We start from the raw sequence: 18,534 nt of genomic DNA, 5'->3' as shown, positions 1-18,534 counted from the left end.
GATGAGAACAACTATGTATAACGATCGTTCGCTCTTTACTGACCACCCGCCACTGGGGTTATTTGAGCCATTAGATTTATCGCTATTAGCCGAAGATAAAACGGCCTTATCCATTGAAGGTTTGAATCTGCACTATGGTCAAACGCAAGCATTGTTTGATATCAATATGCGAATTGCTAAAGGTCAGGTGACAGCATTTATCGGACCTTCAGGTTGTGGTAAATCAACCTTGTTAAGCTGTATTAATCGAATGAATGATCTGATTGATGGCTGTCATATTGATGGTAAAGTCATGCTTCATGGTCAGAATGTGTACGATAAAAATGTTGATGTTGCAGCGCTGCGGCGTCAAGTCGGAATGGTATTTCAACGGCCTAATCCTTTTCCTAAATCTATTTATGAAAATGTTGTTTACGGACTGCGATTGCAAGGGATCAACGATCGCCGCGTGCTTGATGATGCGGTTGAAAGCTCATTGCGCTCAGCGGCATTGTGGGATGAAGTAAAAGGGCGGTTGCATGAGAATGCATTTGGTTTGTCAGGCGGTCAGCAACAACGATTAGTCATTGCTAGAGCAATAGCCATCGAACCTGAAATTTTATTATTAGATGAGCCGACATCAGCCTTGGATCCGATATCAACCTTGACCATTGAAGAGTTGATTAATGAGCTTAAAGCCAAATATACCGTTATCATCGTCACTCATAATATGCAGCAAGCGGCGCGAGTTTCCGATCAAACTGCTTTTATGCATATGGGTGAGCTAGTGGAATATACCAGTACCAATGATATATTTACCACTCCCAAAGAAAAACGCACTGAGGATTACATTACCGGGCGTTATGGTTAAGGACCGACAGCATGTTAAATACAATTAGCCTTGGCCGTCATATTTCTGGTCAGTTTAACCATGAATTAGAAAGCATTCGCACCCATGTGTTAGCCATGGGCGGCTTGGTTGAACAGCAGTTAGCAGATAGCTTAAAAGCATTACATAAACAAAATGAAGAATTAGCCAAACGGGTGATTAAAGACGATCATAAAGTCAATGCGATGGAAGTGGCTATTGATGAAGCTTGCACGCGTATCATTGCTAAACGTCAGCCGACAGCCAGTGATTTACGGTTAGTGATTGCGATTATTAAAACCATTACTGATTTAGAGCGGATTGGTGATGTTGCTGAAAGTATTGCTAAAGTGGCGTCAGAAAATTTCACCAATAAGCAATATAACTTATTAGTTTCACTGGAATCGTTAGGTCAGCACGCGGTGCGAATGTTGCATGAAACCTTAGATGCATTTGCACGAATGGATGTAAAAGCGGCGATTGAAGTGTATCAAGAAGATGATCGTATTGATCGTGAATATGAAGCGATCATACGGCAATTAATGACTTATATGATGGAAGATCCTAATTCAATACCAAATGTGATGAAGGTAATGTGGGCTGCGCGTTCGATTGAGCGGGTAGGGGATCGCTGCCAAAATATTTGTGAATATATTATCTATTTTGTACAAGGCAAAGATATTCGCCACACAAATCCTGAAGATATTAAAAATATGCTTTAGCAACGAACATTGCTTATGTTGTAACGACACTAAAATTAAGCGATATCGTAAAAATAAAAGGGACGTGATGATCTTAAATTAAGATGATACGTCCCGTTTTTGTTGGTGGTGGTAATGATTATCACAGCTTAAGTTGAGCCACCACTGCCGCTATATTTTCGACACCTGTGATTGGAATCGCGAAATCGTCAATGTCTGCGCTACCCATATGTGCTTGTTTCGCTACTGTAATCATATGACTTGGGCGGGTGGTTTTACCCGAAAGGTGGATCTCGTTGATGCCTGTTCGAGCAATGATGTCACGGACGTTATGACTATTGACGCCCGCACCTGCCATAATTTTTAAGCGATTACCGCAGTATTGATGCATTTGGTTAATCATACCAATACCGTCATAAGCATTGGCTTGTAAACCTGAAGTGAGAATGCGTTCACAGCCAGCCGCCATAATCGTATCAAGTGCAGCCATAGGCTCAACACATTGATCGATGGCGCGATGAAAGGTGATCCCCATTCCCTGAGCTTGTTTAACGAGACTCGTAAGAATAGTGTTATCCACTAAGCCCTGTGCGGTTAATACACCGACAACCACACCTTGTAATCCTGCTTGTTTAGCCGCAAAAATATCTGCCAGCATGACTTCAACATCTTCACTGCTGAATAAAAAATCACCTTGGCGCGGGCGAATCATCGCATAAACAGGAATGGTGGCATATTTAGCTGCGGCAGACATAAACCCAGCGCTAGGTGTGAGTCCACCCAATGCTAACGATGAGCACAGTTCGATACGGGTTGCGCCTGCTTGTTGCGCATTATGAAGCGATTCAAGATTATCGATACAAACTTCAAGTTGAATAGTCATTGATTATTAACAGTATGGTATTTAAGAGGGTATTCAGTGTAGAAGATTATTGCAGAGGGGGCGAATAGCGGTGATTGATTATGTGCGGTTGGTTGAAAATGAAATAACGTGGTAAACACGAGATAAAAAAAGGGCCCGGTATATTCCGGGCCTCATTCTATTTTTATTTGAGCTGACTTTGGCTCTATGTAGCACTAATGCGATTTATAACACCGTGAGCGTGGTGTTAGCAGGTAATTACTTACCTAGATCTGCAGTGTGCTCAGATAGGTAGTCCGCTACACCTTTTGGTGATGCGTCCATACCTGCTTTACCTTCTTCCCACTGAGCTGGACATACTTCGCCATGCTTCTGGTGGAAGTTCAACGCATCAACCATACGTAGCATTTCGTCGATATTACGACCTAGTGGTAGATCGTTAATTACTTGGTGACGAACCATGCCGTCTTCATCGATAAGGAAAGAACCACGGAAAGCAACACCAGCTTCTGGATGCTCAACATCGTAAGCTTTACAGATTTCGTGCTTAATATCAGCAACTAGCGGGTATTTAACTTGACCGATACCGCCATCTTCAATAGCAGTGTTACGCCATGCGTTGTGTGAGAACTGTGAATCAATTGAAACACCAATAATTTCTACGCCTTTCGCTTGGAAATCTTCAAAGCGTTTATCAAAAGCAATAAGCTCTGATGGGCATACGAAAGTAAAGTCTAGTGGGTAAAAGAAAACTACTGCTTTTTTACCTTTAGTAAATTCTGCAAAGTTGAAAGTATCAACGATTTCGCCGTTACCTAGAACCGCTGCAGCAGTAAAATCTGGTGCTTGACGACCTACTAGTACCATTTTGGTGCTCCTTAAATATTGGGGGTTGCCAACCTTTTTAGGCGGGCTCCATACTTGGACGAGACAAACTATAGCTAAACTGTTAAATTGAAAAAAGCGGAATAAACAGATTAAAGTAATCGAAAAATACGATGAATAAATTTCCATCACTTAAACAGCTACATTATTTAGTTACTCTATCGGAAACATATCATTTTGGCGAAGCAGCTAAACGGTGTTTTGTGAGCCAGTCGACATTAAGTTCTGGTATTCAAAATCTTGAAGACTTACTCGATTGTCATCTTGTTGAGCGTGATACCAAAGCGAAAACCTTGGTTTTTACGTCTATGGGTGAGCAGGTAGTTGATAGAGCACGTGAATTATTGGCGTGCAGTCGCGACTTGGTAGAGCTTTCTCGTTGTTGTGGTGATGGTATGGAAGGCCCATTACGGGTTGGCTGTATTCCTACTATTGCCCCATTTTTGCTGTGTGGCTTAGTGCAACAGGTGAATGCGTTATACCCTAAATTGAATTTATTATTGCGGGAAGATACCACTACCAATTTATTAGCCGCGCTGCAACATGGCGAAATGGATGTGTTAATTTTAGCGTTACCCGTCGATATTAATGGAATGGCAAGTAAAGTGGTTGGGCGGGATGCGTTTAAGATGGTGATCAGTAAGCACCAAGCAGATTCTGTGACGATGCCATTGCATTATGCTGATTTACCCGATAAATCCGTGTTCTTATTAGAAAAAGAACATTGCTTAACTGAACATGCTGTATCTGCATGTCAATTGACGGCGAAAGAGAAAATTAATCCCTTTACGGCAACGAGTTTACATACTGTGGTACAAATGGTTGCCAATGGCTTGGGAACGACGTTTATTCCACAAATGGCAATAAATCATGGAATTTTAGAAAATCAAAATTTAGTGGTTATTGAACCGCCCGGCCAAGATGCTTACCGTGAAATTGGCTTAGTATGGCGACCAACATCAAGCCGTATAGCAACGTTTGATAAGTTAGGCGATATTGTTAAAAGTTTATTGTAAGCCTTCTTTTATTATGATAACGACATAAAATGCCTGAAGTAATGATGAATAACGCGCACTATTATTTTTGGCGTTATTATCGTTGTTCAGGCTTTTTTATTGAGGTTGCATTCTACTATAGCTATTTGGGGCTGTTTTTAGTTGAAAATAGCAACTTTCTAATAATAACTAAAATATTATATTATCGAGTGAGTTATCTATAACTTACTGTTTTGTTGGTTAAATTTATTTCTCTCTACAAACTAAGCGAATATTTATTTTAGTTCTTATGACTTTCGCTTATTTTATTTTTGGCTTTCATTGAAACTAATAATTATATTAATCATACGGTTATATTTAATATAAATTCAGCTGTTTGTTTAAAACACTTTTTTAAATAATCGCTATTGCGCCATGCTTTGTAATTAAATTACGTAACTAGCTATAAAAAAGTATTGTTTACGCAAAAACCTAAATTCCGAGTTAATTGCTAAGATTTTTATGAATTAAGTATATTGCACAGGTATGCTTTATTTGTAACTCATTGAATATTTTTATTTTTATTTTTTGCTTTAGGCTGGGTGAAATCAGTGTTATTTGCATTCTGACGCAGGTTACGGCAACGTAAATAAGTGCTTAGAATAATTCAACAGGGAGTCATTGCTTTTGTTATTGATAAAAGTAGTGATTAAGTTACATGCTGGAGGTGCAATATGACAGACACAGCCATTCAAGCCAATGCTCATTCTCAGTTATTACTGCAGCAACCTCTGACGGAACAGCAACAACAGATTTTAACTGCAGATGCATTATCCTTTATTGCACGGTTAGTTGAACGATTTGCTGAGCGAGTACCGTTATTGTTAGAGGCCCGTGAATTGCAGCAATTAGCGATTGATCGTGGTCAACTCCCCGATTTTTTACCTGAGACTCACGCTATTAGAGAATCAGAGTGGAAAATACAAAATATTCCCCATGATTTACAAGATCGTCGTGTCGAAATTACCGGCCCCGTTGATCGTAAAATGGTTATCAATGCATTAAATGCTAACGTAAAAGTATTTATGGCAGATTTTGAAGATTCTTTTTCGCCATCATGGAATGCGATTCTTGATGGGCATCAAAATTTGCGTGATGCAGTTAATGGCACCATCAGTTATACCCATCCTCAAACGGGCAAGCAGTATCAACTTAATGATGATCCGGCGGTATTGATTTGTCGCGTCCGTGGTCTGCATTTATTAGAAAAAAATATACTCTGGAATGGACTGCCAATCCCCGGTGCATTACTTGATTTTGCATTGTATTTTTATTTGAACCACCAAGCATTATTAGCCAAAGGCAGTGGCCCTTATTTCTATTTACCTAAACTGCAAAGTTTTAGGGAAGCGGCGTGGTGGAGTGATGTGTTTAGTTTCACTGAAGATGAATTTGGTTTAACACGCGGCACCATTAAAGCAACGGTATTGATTGAAACCTTACCCGCTGCGTTTGAGATGGATGAGATATTATTTAATCTTAAAGAGCATATCGTTGGTCTTAATTGTGGCCGTTGGGATTATATCTTTAGTTATATAAAAACCTTACGTAATTTCCCTGAGCGTATTTTGCCTGATCGCCAAGTGGTGACCATGGAAAAACCATTTCTTAACGCATATTCACGGTTATTAGTCCGTACTTGTCATCGTCGTGGTGCATTAGCGATGGGGGGGATGGCTGCCTTTATTCCAGCGAAAGATCCCAAGCAACAAGCATGGGTATTAAATAAAATTCAAACGGATAAAGCGCTGGAAGCGAATAATGGCCACGATGGTACTTGGGTTGCTCATCCAGGGCTTGCGGATACTGCGCGCGCTATTTTTGATGAAGTGCTCGATCAGCGTATCAATCAATTAAATGTCAGCCGTGAAGAGGACGCGCCAATTACTGCGGCTGAATTATTAGCCCCTTGTGATGGCGAACGAACCGAAGCGGGGATGCGGCATAATATTCGCGTGGCTGTGCAATACATTGAAGCGTGGATCTCAGGTAATGGTTGTGTGCCTATTTATGGCTTGATGGAAGATGCGGCAACGGCAGAAATTGCACGTGCCTCAATTTGGCAATGGATAAAACATGGAAAAACTTTATCCAATGGTCAAGTGGTGACTAAAGCCTTATTTGCGCAAATGTTGACTGAAGAAATGCAAGTCTTACAGCAAGAGTTAGGCCAAGAGCGCATTGAAGCGGGGCGTTTTGATGAAGCCACTTATTTAATGTCGCACTTAGCAACCAGTGATGAGTTAGACAACTTTTTAACCTTAAAAGGTTATGACTACTTAGTGTAATAACGGATTACCGCCAATTGACTAGAGGGATATTATTATGACATTAACTCGCCAACAACAAATTGCTGCCCTAGAACAAGATTGGGCTGAAAATCCACGCTGGAAACACGTTAAGCGTACTTACACCGCAGAAGAAGTCGTTAATCTTCGTGGTTCATTTATTCCTGAGCATACTATTGCTCAACGTGGTGCTGATAAATTATGGGAATTGGTTAATGGTAGTGCTAAAAAAGGCTATGTTAATTGTTTAGGTGCTTTAACGGGTGGGCAAGCAGTACAACAGGCAAAAGCCGGTATTGAGGCGATTTATTTATCAGGTTGGCAAGTGGCCGCTGATAATAATACCGCATCAGCAATGTACCCTGATCAGTCACTATATCCAGTAGATTCTGTGCCTGCGGTGGTGAAGCGGATCAATAATTCTTTTCGACGGGCGGATCAAATTCAATGGTCTAACGGTGGTTCACCTGCTGATGGTGTTGATTATTTCTTGCCGATTGTTGCCGATGCAGAGGCTGGATTTGGCGGCGTGCTAAATGCTTATGAATTAATGCGTAACATGATTGAAGCGGGGGCTGCTGGGGTTCACTTTGAAGACCAATTAGCGTCAGTGAAAAAATGTGGTCATATGGGCGGCAAGGTGTTAGTTCCCACTCAAGAAGCGGTACAAAAATTAGTGGCGGCACGTTTAGCGGCTGACGTTGCTGGAACGACAACCTTGGTTATTGCTCGTACTGATGCTAATGCGGCAGATCTGTTGACGTCAGATTGTGATTCATACGATAAAGATTTTATTATCGGTGATCGCTCTGCCGAAGGCTTTTATCGTGTTCGTGCAGGGATTGATCAGGCTATTTCACGTGGTCTTGCGTATGCACCTTATGCGGATTTAATTTGGTGTGAAACTGCCAAGCCATGTTTAGAAGAAGCGCGTAAATTTGCCGAAGCCATTCATGAGCAATATCCTGATCAGTTATTAGCCTACAATTGTTCACCGTCGTTTAATTGGGAAAAGAACCTTGATGCTGAAACCATTGCTAAATTCCAACAAGAATTAGCGAACATGGGTTATAAGTACCAGTTTATTACGCTCGCGGGTATTCATAATATGTGGTTCAACATGTTTGAATTAGCACATGCTTATGCGCAAGGCGAAGGTATGCGTCATTATGTTGAAAAAGTACAACGTCCGGAGTTTGAAGCAGCGAATAAAGGCTATACCTTTGTTGCCCATCAACAAGAAGTGGGTACGGGCTACTTTGATACTATGACTAATACCATTCAAGGTGGTAATTCGTCAGTGACGGCATTGACGGGTTCAACTGAAGAAGAACAGTTTAAATAAGCACTATTTATATCGGCATTAAACTATCGAGGGGAGCGTGACGCTCCCTTTTTTTATTGCTATTGAGTATTACAATTGATTTAGTAGGTCGTCATCCTCAAGGTTGTCTTGTTCCTGTTCAACAGGATCCACTTCGTCTTGCATTTCTAATAATGTTACCGCAATCGCAACAAAATCACTGTTGGTAATAATCCCCACCAGTTGTTTATTCTCAAGCACAGGTAAGCAGCCAATTTGATGTTTTTGCATATACAGTGCGGCTTCTTTAAGTCCTGCGTGGCTATCAACACTAAAAATATTACGGTTCATGCAATGTTCAAGTAAAGCTTCTAATGGTGAGTGTGAATGATTAGTGATAATAGATTTTAAATTAGAGTCTTGAGCGGCAAGAACATCACGTTGTGAAATGAGTCCCAGTAAATGGTGATTATGATCAGTAATCGGTATATGGCGAATAGACTGGGTTTGCATCATCTCTTTGGCATCAAATAAGGTGTCATTACGTGATAATGTGTGCGGTTTTAGTGTCATCATATCGGCAACAGTAAACATAGAAACCTCCCGTCTGTTATCTACTAGCTAAGATATTATTTCGAAATCTACTCTTTTGAATGTAGCGAATTATGGAAGATTATCCCATGACAGTGGTCATAAATTTCAAATGTCACCAATGATTAAACTTTTTCTTTTATTGCTAAATCAAGGGAAATTAACAAGGACAGCGGCAGTTTCGTTATGGAATCTGCGCTTTAATTGCTTCGGAGTTTCGCATCTTTGGTGGAGTTAAGTATAATGCTCGCTTGCTGTTATTTAAGGCGTATTACGATGCAAGTTTCTGATTTTGATTTTGAGTTACCAGATGAGCTAATTGCTCGCTACCCACAACCTGAACGTACCGCGAGTCGTTTGCTACATATGACAGGCAACACTGGTGAATTAACACATAAAGGTTTTAAAGATGTGTTAGATCTGGTCGAGGCTGGGGATTTATTAGTGTTTAATAATACCCGTGTTATTCCTGCGCGTATGTATGGTCATAAAGCGTCTGGTGGTAAAATTGAAGTGTTAGTTGAGCGCATGTTGGATGATAAATCCATTCTTGCCCATGTGCGCGCATCTAAACCACCAAAGCCTGGTAACGAGTTGTTATTAGGTGAAAATGGTGAGTTTTCTGCTGAAATGGTTGCTCGTCATGATGCGCTATTTGAAATTCGTTTTAACAGCGATAAAACTGTATTAGAGATTTTAGATGCGGTGGGGCATATGCCATTACCACCGTATATTGATCGTCCAGACGAAGATGCAGATAAAGAGCGTTACCAAACAGTTTATAACGCTAAGCCGGGTGCGGTTGCAGCGCCTACTGCGGGTTTACACTTTGACGATAAGCTGATGGCTGATCTAAAAGCGAAAGGTGTTAATTTTGCCTTTGTGACCTTACATGTTGGTGCTGGAACATTCCAACCAGTACGTGTTGATGATATTAACGATCACCACATGCACTCTGAATATGTTGAAGTGCCACAAGAAGTGGTTACTGCGGTTAATGAAACCCGCGCTAATGGTGGTCGTGTTATTGCCGTTGGTACAACATCGGTACGCTCACTAGAAAGTGCTGCACAAGATGCGATCAAAAATGGCACAGAGCTAAAACCTTTCTTTGGTGATACTGAAATCTTTATTTTCCCAGGGTATCAGTTCCAGCTAGTGGATGTATTAATTACTAATTTCCATTTGCCTGAATCAACATTGATTATGCTTGTGAGTGCATTTGCTAGTTATGAGTACACCATGAATGCTTATCATCAAGCAGTGACTAATCAATATCGTTTCTTTAGTTATGGCGACTCGATGTTTATTACCCGTAAAAATGTGTGATATTGATTACGTTAACACTTATTAAAAATTAAGTATTTAGGCTGCTTTTTGTTACAATTGCAGCCTTTGTTGTCTCTGCTATATGATATAAATTTATTTCTATAGAATTTACAACATAATAAATACTTTTGGGCTCCACTTTGCCGTTATGCTTACTTACGATAACACCAATGTTGAGAGCGACAATGGCCGTTATAAACGACCATTATTTTTGTGGCTGATCAGGCAATAGCCTGTGGGGCTTAATCCCATAATGGGAATATTGTCAGATTGTTTCTCTGGCTTTTGGAGGTCTTGTGAAATTTGAATTAGATAAAACGCAAGGTCGCGCACGTCGCGGTCGCTTGCAGTTTGAACGTGGTACGGTTGAAACCCCTGCATTTATGCCTGTAGGTACTTACGGTACTGTTAAAGGTATGACACCTGAAGAAGTTGAAGAGACAGGTGCACAAATCATTCTAGGTAATACGTTCCACTTGTGGCTACGTCCTGGACAAGAAGTGATGAAGATGCACGGTGATTTGCATGACTTTATGCAATGGAAAGGTCCAATCTTAACCGATTCAGGCGGTTTCCAAGTATTTAGTCTTGGTGCACTGCGTAAAATCACTGAAGAGGGTGTACATTTCCGTAACCCTGTAAACGGTGACAAAATTTTCATGGACGCAGAAAAGTCGATGGAAATTCAGTATGACTTAGGCTCTGATATCGTAATGATTTTCGACGAGTGTACGCCATACCCTGCAACCCACGATGAAGCTAAAAAGTCGATGGAAATGTCACTTCGTTGGGCTCAACGTAGTCGTAACCATTTCGATAAGCTAGAAAATCCAAATGCGCTATTTGGTATCGTACAAGGTGGCGTATATGAAGATTTGCGTGATGTTTCTGTTGAAGGCCTAACTAACATTGGTTTTGACGGCTATGCTGTAGGCGGTTTGGCTGTTGGTGAACCAAAAGAAGATATGCACCGTATTCTTGAGCATACTTGTCCAAAATTACCGCAAGACAAGCCACGTTACCTTATGGGTGTAGGCAAGCCTGAAGATCTTGTTGAAGGCGTACGTCGCGGTATCGACATGTTTGACTGTGTAATGCCAACGCGAAATGCACGAAATGCACACTTGTTTGTGACTGGCGGTGTGATCAAGATCCGTAATGCGAAACATAAAACAGATACAACACCACTAGATCCTGAGTGTGACTGTTACACTTGTCGTCATTACTCAAAAGCGTATCTATATCACCTAGACAAATGTAATGAAATTCTAGGTGCGCGCTTAAATACAATTCACAACCTACGCTACTACCAACGTTTGATGGCAAGTATTCGTAAGTCGATTGAAGAAGATCGTTTCGATGCATTTGTAGAAGAATTCTACGCGCGTCGTGACCGTGAAGTTCCACCATTACAAATTGTATAAATCATAATAAACCGAGGACGTTATAAATGAGCTTTTTTATCTCTCAAGCACATGCCGCAACTGAAGGTGCTGCTCAAGGTGGTTCACCGTACCAGTTATTCATTATGCTGGGTCTGTTTGCTGTCATTTTTTACTTCATGATTTACCGTCCACAAGCTAAGCGTGTTAAAGAACACAAAACGCTAATGAGCTCGATGAGTAAAGGCGACGAAGTAATGACAAACGGTGGTCTTTTAGGTCGCATTACTAAGTCTTCATCTGAAAGTGATTACATTGTTATTGCGCTAAACGACAACACTGAAGTTACTATCAAAAAAGACTTCATCACCGCCGTTTTGCCAAAAGGCACAATGAAGTCTTTATAAGACTATAAAAAAACATTCGCTTTGAAGGATCATAGCAGTGCTTAACCGATACCCTCTGTGGAAGAACTTATTAGTGTTGTTCGCACTAATTATAGGTTTGCTTTATGCACTTCCCAACGTATACGGTGAAGATCCAGCGATTCAAATAACTGGGGCGCGTGGCGCCTCAGTTACTATGAACGCTCTGGATACTGTCACCGAAGATTTAAAAAAGAACAATATCCCCTATAAGTCAGTTGTATTTGAAAAAGGCTCTGTATTGGTCCGTTTTCAAGATACTGATACTCAAATTAGTGCCCGCGATATTCTTAATAGTGAGTTAGGCGACAACTATATTGTTGCTCTTAACCTCGCGCCATCAACCCCCTCTTGGTTAGAAGCTATTGGTGCGACACCGATGAAGCTTGGCTTAGACCTACGTGGTGGTGTTCATTTCCTTATGGAAGTGGATATGGATGCGGCGATGGAAAAGCTATTAGGTCAGCAAGAAGAAACATTCAGAACTGAACTACGCCAAGATAAAATTCGTTATCGTGCCATTGATAAAAGTAAAGAAACGGTTTCTGTACGTTTACGCGATGCCGCTCAACTTGAGCAGGCAAAAGCGGTATTAGAGCCTCTTCATCCCGATATGATCTTTACTGAAAGTGAAGCGAAAGGACGTTTTGTATTAATCGCTAGTTTCTCTGAAGCGCGTCTTCAAGAAATCCGTAATTATGCTGTTGATCAAAATATTACGATTTTACGTAACCGTGTTAATGAATTAGGCGTAGCTGAACCATTAGTACAGCGTCAAGGTGCTAACCGCATTGTGGTTGAGTTACCAGGCGTTCAAGATACTGCACGCGCAAAAGAAATCTTAGGCGCAACTGCAACACTTGAGTTCCGTGAGGTTGATAGTAGTGCCGATCTTGCGGCTGCCGCAGCAGGACGAGTTCCTGCGGGTAGTGAAGTGAAGATGACCCGTGATGGTCGTCCTGCGGTATTGAAAAAGCGCGTTATTTTAGCGGGTTCTCATATTACAGATGCGACATCAAGTGCTGATGAATATGGACGTCCTCAAGTGAATATTTCGCTTGATACCGAAGGCGGTAGCAAAATGACGGCGTTCTCACGTAATAATGTCGGCAAATTAATGGCGACCGTATTTACTGAGTACAAAGACAGCGGTAATCGTACTTCTGAAGGTAAAGTCATTCTTGAAAAGCACGAAGAAGTGATCAACCAAGCGACGATTCAAACGGCACTTGGACGTAACTTCCGTATTACAGGCATTGATTCACAGCCAGAAGCGCACAACCTCGCATTGTTATTACGTGCAGGTGCGTTGATTGCACCGATTTCAATTGTTGAAGAGCGCACCATTGGTCCATCTATGGGTCAACAGAATATTGATATGGGTATTCAGGCGTGTATCTGGGGTATGGTCGCTGTAATGCTATTTACCTTATTGTACTACCGTGGTTTTGGTTTGATTGCTAACCTCGCATTGATGATGAACTTGGTGTTAATTATTGGCGTAATGTCGATGATTCCAGGGGCAACCATGACCTTGCCAGGTATTGCCGGTATTGTATTAACCGTCGGTATGGCGGTTGATGCTAACGTGCTTATTTTTGAACGTATTCGTGAAGAATTACGTGATGGACGCAGCCCGCAACAAGCGATTCAACAAGGTTACGGTAATGCGTTTAGCACCATTGCCGATGCCAATATCACCACTCTAATGACAGCGATTATTTTATTTGCTGTTGGTACGGGGGCAATTAAAGGCTTTGCAGTGACACTATCGATCGGTATTTTAACCTCGATGTTTACGGCAATTATCGGTACTCGTGCTGTGGTTAACTTAATCTATGGCGGCAAACGCGTAGATAAGTTGTCAATTTAGGAGGGCGCATAAATGAAACAATTATTGAATACCGATAAAGTTACTGACTTTATGCGTTGGTCAAAATTAGCGTTTATTTTTTCGCTAATGATGATTACAGCTTCTATTGCGACAATATCAACCAAAGGTTTAAATTGGGGCTTAGACTTTACTGGCGGTACGCTAATTGAAGTTAGCTTTCAAAACCCAGCGGATTTACCGTTAATTCGTGATTCACTAGCAAAGTCAGGTTTTGGTGATGCGATTGTGCAGAACTTTGGTACTGCGCGTGATGTGATGGTGCGATTACAGCCTCGTGAAGGTATTAAAGGTGAGATTCTGGGGAACCAGATCATTGATGCTTTAAAAACCGGTACTGGTCAGCAAGTTGAAATGCGCCGTGTAGAATTTGTCGGCCCTAATGTGGGTGATGAATTAGCTGAAGCGGGTGGCTTGGCGATTCTTATCGCATTGCTGTGTATTCTGCTTTATGTCTCTGTGCGTTTTGAATGGCGTTTAGCTGCTGGTGCAGTATTGTCGTTAGCACACGATATTATTATTACGGTTGGTATTTTTTCGATACTACAAATCGAAGTTGATTTAACTATTGTGGCAGCATTGCTAACAGTAGTGGGTTACTCACTTAACGATACTATCGTGGTGTTTGACCGTATTCGAGAAAACTTCCGTAAGATGCGTAAGCAAACCGCTGAAGAAATTATGAACTGTTCACTTTCTCAAACATTAAGTCGAACATTAATTACGTCTAGTACTACTTTGTTTGTTGTTATTGCCTTGTTCTTAAAAGGCGGCGCAATGATTCAAGGTTTTGCCTTAGCCTTATTAATTGGTATCACGGTTGGTACTTATTCTTCAATCTATGTAGCATCTGCGTTAGCGCTTAAATTGGGTATTACCCGTGAGCACTTAATGCCGACGCCGATAGATAAAGAAGGTGAAGAACTGGATGCCATGCCTTAACGGTAACGCATAAATAGATGTTGTAATAACTATCTATCTAGACGGAGTCTTCGGGCTCCGTTTTTTTATGTGTCCAATAAGACGGACAGTAATGACAATATGATTTTATTGTCTATTTTTAATGGATTTTTAGTGTAAGGCTATGGATAAAATAAAAGCTTGAATAAACAGACTGAGTGGACAAAGTCAGCCGTAGTAACGTGTGAGCATTACAAGTATGAGTACAAGTATGAGAATGAGTAAAAACGGGACAATAAAGCCGAGGTGGGTGAGGTTAAATATAAGCCGTAATAGAATTAAAAATAAGAGTAATAGAAACAAAAACGCCCCGCTGGTGGATATCAGCGGGGCGTTTTTATTAACAGGTAGTAATCAGTGATTACTTAGTCAATGCTTCGCTACCGAGTTCACGGATTTTAGCTAGCATTGGTTTAACTACACGTGCGTTACCAGCAACAATGTTACCAGTCGTTAGGTAGTTAGTGTTACCTGTAAAGTCAGCACAGATAGCACCAGCTTCACGCGCGATTAGTTCACCAGCAGCAAGTTCCCAAGGCTTTTGGCCTAGTTTGAATACGCCATCAACACGGCCAGCAGCTAGGTAACAAAGATCCAATGCAGTACAACCTGATTGACGCATGTCATCACATTCTACAAATAAAGCATTTTGGATTTTTAGGTAGCTTTCAGCGTGTTGCTTAGCGGCAAAAGGAAGACCTGTTGCTAACACAGTACCCGTTAGATCACGAGGTTGTGATGCACGTAGACGTAGGCTGTTAAGTTGCGCGCCTGCACCACGAGTAGCTGTGAATAGTTCGTTACGAGCTGGGTCGTAAACGGCTGCAACTTCTGTACGGCCACGCATGCGTAGAGCGATAGAAACTGCATAGTGAGGGTAACCACGAACGAAGTTCTTGGTGCCATCCACTGGGTCAATAATCCACTGACACTCTTTGTCACGTCCTTCTTTCGTACCAGACTCAGCTGCAATGATGCAGTGATCAGGGTAAGATTTTAGGATTGTCTCGATGATGATAGCTTCTGCTTCATGATCGATATTGGTAACAACATCATTACCTTTATTAGCAACCTCAATAGATTGAGGTTTTTCTAGAGATTTAATGACATGGTCACCAGCCTTTCGCACGGCGCGAATGGCAATATTAAGCATCGGATGCATAGGATTTTCCCAACGGATGTTAAAGAACATAAAAAGCGGCGGCGAGTATAACAGAGCTATAAAAAAATGGAAGTGGTTATTTTTTCGACGTTAGCCGATGTGGAAAAAAATGAAAATGGCAGTATTTTATTTATTGATGGACCTAATAGGTATTAACGTTCATCAAATAGACATGTTTTCTTCATTTTTGTGATGGCTGTGCTACTATCTCTGAGCGTTAAATTAGACTGGAATATAGCGACATCATGTTAGATAAAATTCGCGTTGTCCTTATCGGCACGTCACATCCTGGAAATATCGGTTCAGCAGCTCGCGCAATGAAAGTAATGGGGTTAACTAACCTTGTTCTTGTTGATCCTGCGTGTGAGATTGATAGTCATACAATTGCTTTAGCGGCAGGTGCTGCAGATGTAGTTGAGAACGCTAAGATTGTAAAAACATTAGATGAAGCCGTTGCTGATTGCGGTTTAGTGGTTGGTTCAAGTGCGCGTTCTCGTACGTTAGAATGGCCACAATTAGACCCACGTGAAAATGGCATTAAAGTCATTGCAGAATCAGAGCAGCATCCGGTAGCTATTTTATTTGGTCGTGAGCGTATCGGCTTGACCAATGAAGAATTACAAAAATGTCATTGCCATGTTTATATTCCTGCTAACCCTGAATATAGCTCATTAAACCTAGCAATGGCTGTACAAACAATAACTTATGAAGTTCGCATGGCATATCTGGATGCGACTAAACATCAATCTACTCAAGTTATTGATGAATACCCGCGCGCTGAAGAATTAGAGCGTTTTTACCAGCATCTTGAAAAAGTAACCAGCCAAACGCGTTTTATTAATAAAAACCACCCTGGCATGGTAATGGTAAAATTACGCCGTATGTTTACTCGTGCTCGCCCTGAGCAACAAGAGTTGAACATTTTACGTGGTATTTTATCGTCAGTAGAAAAAACGATTGAAACCTTAGAGAAGAACAACAAGTAATCATGGTCGCAATTATAGCGAAAGACCTATTGTTTTAGTGGGTTAAATACTTGACTAAAATAGTCAGGTATGGGAGACTGCTTGTATACATTCAAGTAGGTAGCCATGTTATGAAGTTGACCTCAAAAGGAAGATATGCGGTGACTGCAATGTTAGATGTAGCATTGCACTCACATAATGGACCAGTACCGTTGGCTGATATTTCAGAACGTCAAGGGATCTCACTGTCCTACCTAGAACAACTATTTTCGCGTCTTCGTAAAGCGGGCTTGGTCACAAGTGTTCGTGGTCCTGGTGGTGGTTATCGCTTGGGTGAAGATGCAAGCAATATCGCTGTTGGTATGGTTATCGCTGCGGTTGATGAATCAGTTGATGCAACTAAATGCCAAGGGAAAGGCGGCTGCCAAGGTGGTGTGCGCTGTTTAACTCACACTCTATGGCATGATTTAAGTGATCGTATCAGCGGATTTTTGAATAACATCACTCTTGGTGAGTTGATGAAGGATAATGATGTACAAGTTATTGCTGATCGTCAGGATGTAATCCTACGGAGTAATAATCAGCCATCGTTTGCAAATAAAAAATCACACGACAGCGCCCCTATCGGTGTCGATGTCCGCTCCTAGAGACCAGACGTTCGTGTTTTCGGAGAAGAAAATGAAACTGCCAATATATTTTGATTACTCTGCAACTTGCCCGGTAGATCCTCGTGTTGCTGAGAAAATGGTTCAGTGTTTAACTATGGATGGTACGTTTGGTAATCCAGCGTCACGTTCACACCGTTATGGCTGGCAAGCGGAAGAAGCGGTTGATGCTGCTCGTGAGTATATTGCTGAGTTAGTTAATGCTGATCCACGTGAAATTGTATTTACATCAGGTGCTACAGAATCTGATAACCTTGCAATTAAAGGTGCTGCGCATTTCTATAACAAGAAAGGCAAGCACGTTATTACATGTAAAACTGAGCACAAAGCGGTTCTTGACCCATGTCGTCAATTAGAGCGTGAAGGCTATGAGGTAACCTACCTTGAGCCTGAGTCAAATGGTCTTATTGATTTGGCAAAACTACGCGACGCAATGCGTGAAGATACTGTGCTGGTTTCTATTATGCATGTGAATAATGAAATTGGTGTTATTCAAGATATTGCAGCAATTGGCGAAATCTGTCGTGAAAACAAAACTATTTTCCATGTTGATGCAGCACAATCAGCAGGTAAACTGCCGATTGATGTGCAAACGACGAAAGTTGATCTGATTTCATTCTCAGCGCACAAAATTTACGGTCCTAAAGGTATTGGTGCACTATACGTGCGTCGTAAGCCTCGTATTCGTCTTGAAGCGCAAATGCACGGTGGCGGCCATGAACGTGGTTTCCGTTCTGGTACTTTACCAACTCACCAAATTGTGGGTATGGGTGAAGCCTTCCGTATTGCAAAGCTTGAGATGGCACAAGATTACCAACACGCTGTTGAGATGCGTGAGCGTCTACTAAAAGGCCTTGAAGGCATCGAAGAGATGTCAATTAATGGTGATGTAGAACACCGTATTCCCAACAACCTAAACATTAGTTTTGCGTTTGTTGAAGGCGAGTCATTACTAATGGCATTGAAAGATCTTGCTGTATCATCAGGTTCTGCATGTACTTCTGCAAGCTTAGAGCCATCATATGTACTACGTGCATTAGGCCTTAATGATGAACTAGCACATAGTTCAATCCGTTTCTCTTTTGGTCGTTTTACTACCGCTGAAGAAATTGACTATGCTGTTGTTCAAATTAAACAAGCAGTAGATAAGCTACGTGCAATGTCACCTCTTTGGGATATGTTCAAAGATGGCATTGATTTAAATACAGTTGAGTGGGCACACCACTAATCTGCGGTTAGACATT

The 18,534-nt window shown here is 41.3% G+C and carries 17 protein-coding genes; 13 read left to right on the top strand and 4 right to left on the bottom strand.

Translation table 11 applies throughout. The features are described 5' to 3' along the window. The first annotated feature begins 13 nt into the window (after positions 1 to 13). Complete coding sequence (gene pstB, locus C9I86_RS09610; RefSeq protein WP_080158931.1) at positions 14 to 850, top strand: phosphate ABC transporter ATP-binding protein PstB; 837 nt, start codon at positions 14 to 16, stop codon at positions 848 to 850. Positions 851 to 861: 11 nt separating this feature from the next. Continuing rightward, a complete protein-coding gene (gene phoU, locus C9I86_RS09605; RefSeq protein ID WP_036795870.1) occupies positions 862 to 1,569 on the top strand; it encodes a phosphate signaling complex protein PhoU in 708 nt (235 codons plus the stop codon). 121 nt (positions 1,570 to 1,690) lie between these two features. Here phoU and C9I86_RS09600 read toward each other — a convergent pair whose 3' ends face one another. After that, the gene (locus tag C9I86_RS09600; protein WP_080158930.1) at positions 1,691 to 2,431 is read right to left on the bottom strand and encodes a copper homeostasis protein CutC; all 741 of its coding nucleotides are present in this window, start codon (positions 2,429 to 2,431) and stop codon (positions 1,691 to 1,693) included. A 237-nt stretch (positions 2,432 to 2,668) separates the two neighbouring features. After that, positions 2,669 to 3,277, bottom strand: coding sequence for a peroxiredoxin C (locus tag C9I86_RS09595; protein WP_080158929.1), 609 nt, complete (start codon positions 3,275 to 3,277; stop codon positions 2,669 to 2,671). A 131-nt stretch (positions 3,278 to 3,408) separates the two neighbouring features. Here C9I86_RS09595 and C9I86_RS09590 point away from each other — a divergent pair, with 131 nt between their 5' ends. The 3 genes from C9I86_RS09590 to aceA all read left to right on the top strand — a co-directional run bounded on the left by C9I86_RS09590 (position 3,409) and on the right by aceA (position 7,962). Continuing rightward, a complete protein-coding gene (locus tag C9I86_RS09590; protein ID WP_080158928.1) occupies positions 3,409 to 4,311 on the top strand; it encodes a hydrogen peroxide-inducible genes activator in 903 nt (300 codons plus the stop codon). A gap of 692 nt (positions 4,312 to 5,003) precedes the next feature. Beyond that, positions 5,004 to 6,617: a malate synthase A gene (gene aceB, locus C9I86_RS09585; RefSeq protein ID WP_107276220.1), complete on the top strand. Its 1,614-nt coding sequence runs from the start codon at positions 5,004 to 5,006 to the stop codon at positions 6,615 to 6,617. Positions 6,618 to 6,654: 37 nt separating this feature from the next. Next, entirely contained in the window at positions 6,655 to 7,962 is a 1,308-nt protein-coding gene (gene aceA / locus C9I86_RS09580; protein WP_080158926.1) for an isocitrate lyase, read from the top strand. Positions 7,963 to 8,031: 69 nt separating this feature from the next. Here aceA and C9I86_RS09575 read toward each other — a convergent pair whose 3' ends face one another. Continuing rightward, entirely contained in the window at positions 8,032 to 8,514 is a 483-nt protein-coding gene (locus C9I86_RS09575) for a CBS domain-containing protein (protein ID WP_107276219.1), read from the bottom strand. A gap of 273 nt (positions 8,515 to 8,787) precedes the next feature. On the opposite strand from C9I86_RS09575, the gene queA reads away from it, so the two are divergent. From queA to secF, 5 genes are all read left to right on the top strand, one after another. Next, positions 8,788 to 9,840, top strand: a complete 1,053-nt coding sequence (gene queA / locus C9I86_RS09570) for a tRNA preQ1(34) S-adenosylmethionine ribosyltransferase-isomerase QueA (protein ID WP_107276218.1) — start codon at positions 8,788 to 8,790, stop codon at positions 9,838 to 9,840. A gap of 296 nt (positions 9,841 to 10,136) precedes the next feature. Further along, the gene (tgt, locus tag C9I86_RS09565) at positions 10,137 to 11,264 is read left to right on the top strand and encodes a tRNA guanosine(34) transglycosylase Tgt (protein WP_080158923.1); all 1,128 of its coding nucleotides are present in this window, start codon (positions 10,137 to 10,139) and stop codon (positions 11,262 to 11,264) included. Positions 11,265 to 11,290: 26 nt separating this feature from the next. After that, positions 11,291 to 11,629, top strand: a complete 339-nt coding sequence (gene yajC, locus C9I86_RS09560; protein WP_080158922.1) for a preprotein translocase subunit YajC — start codon at positions 11,291 to 11,293, stop codon at positions 11,627 to 11,629. 37 nt (positions 11,630 to 11,666) lie between these two features. Next, positions 11,667 to 13,520 (top strand): protein translocase subunit SecD, encoded by a 1,854-nt coding sequence (secD, locus tag C9I86_RS09555; RefSeq protein ID WP_080158921.1) that lies wholly within the window; start codon positions 11,667 to 11,669, stop codon positions 13,518 to 13,520. Between the two features lie 12 nt (positions 13,521 to 13,532). Next, positions 13,533 to 14,480 carry a protein translocase subunit SecF gene (gene secF, locus C9I86_RS09550; RefSeq protein ID WP_080158920.1) on the top strand — a complete coding sequence of 316 codons (948 nt, stop codon included), beginning with the start codon at positions 13,533 to 13,535 and terminating at the stop codon, positions 14,478 to 14,480. A 379-nt stretch (positions 14,481 to 14,859) separates the two neighbouring features. Here the strand turns inward: secF and suhB are convergent, their stop codons facing one another. Beyond that, a complete protein-coding gene (gene suhB / locus C9I86_RS09545) occupies positions 14,860 to 15,660 on the bottom strand; it encodes an inositol-1-monophosphatase (protein WP_080158919.1) in 801 nt (266 codons plus the stop codon). Positions 15,661 to 15,905: 245 nt separating this feature from the next. On the opposite strand from suhB, the gene trmJ reads away from it, so the two are divergent. The 3 genes from trmJ (at position 15,906) to C9I86_RS09530 (ending at position 18,518) form a co-directional block, all read left to right on the top strand. After that, positions 15,906 to 16,646, top strand: a complete 741-nt coding sequence (gene trmJ, locus C9I86_RS09540; protein ID WP_080158918.1) for a tRNA (cytosine(32)/uridine(32)-2'-O)-methyltransferase TrmJ — start codon at positions 15,906 to 15,908, stop codon at positions 16,644 to 16,646. A gap of 110 nt (positions 16,647 to 16,756) precedes the next feature. Continuing rightward, on the top strand, positions 16,757 to 17,272 hold the full coding sequence (iscR, locus tag C9I86_RS09535; RefSeq protein WP_045037132.1) for a Fe-S cluster assembly transcriptional regulator IscR: 516 nt from the start codon (positions 16,757 to 16,759) through the stop codon (positions 17,270 to 17,272). A 31-nt stretch (positions 17,273 to 17,303) separates the two neighbouring features. Further along, positions 17,304 to 18,518 carry an IscS subfamily cysteine desulfurase gene (locus tag C9I86_RS09530; RefSeq protein ID WP_080158917.1) on the top strand — a complete coding sequence of 405 codons (1,215 nt, stop codon included), beginning with the start codon at positions 17,304 to 17,306 and terminating at the stop codon, positions 18,516 to 18,518. Positions 18,519 to 18,534: the final 16 nt, after the last annotated feature.

Source organism: Photobacterium sp. NCIMB 13483 (genome assembly GCF_003025475.1).
Taxonomy (GTDB): domain Bacteria; phylum Pseudomonadota; class Gammaproteobacteria; order Enterobacterales; family Vibrionaceae; genus Photobacterium; species Photobacterium piscicola.
This window is presented reverse-complemented; position numbering and strand designations above follow the sequence as displayed.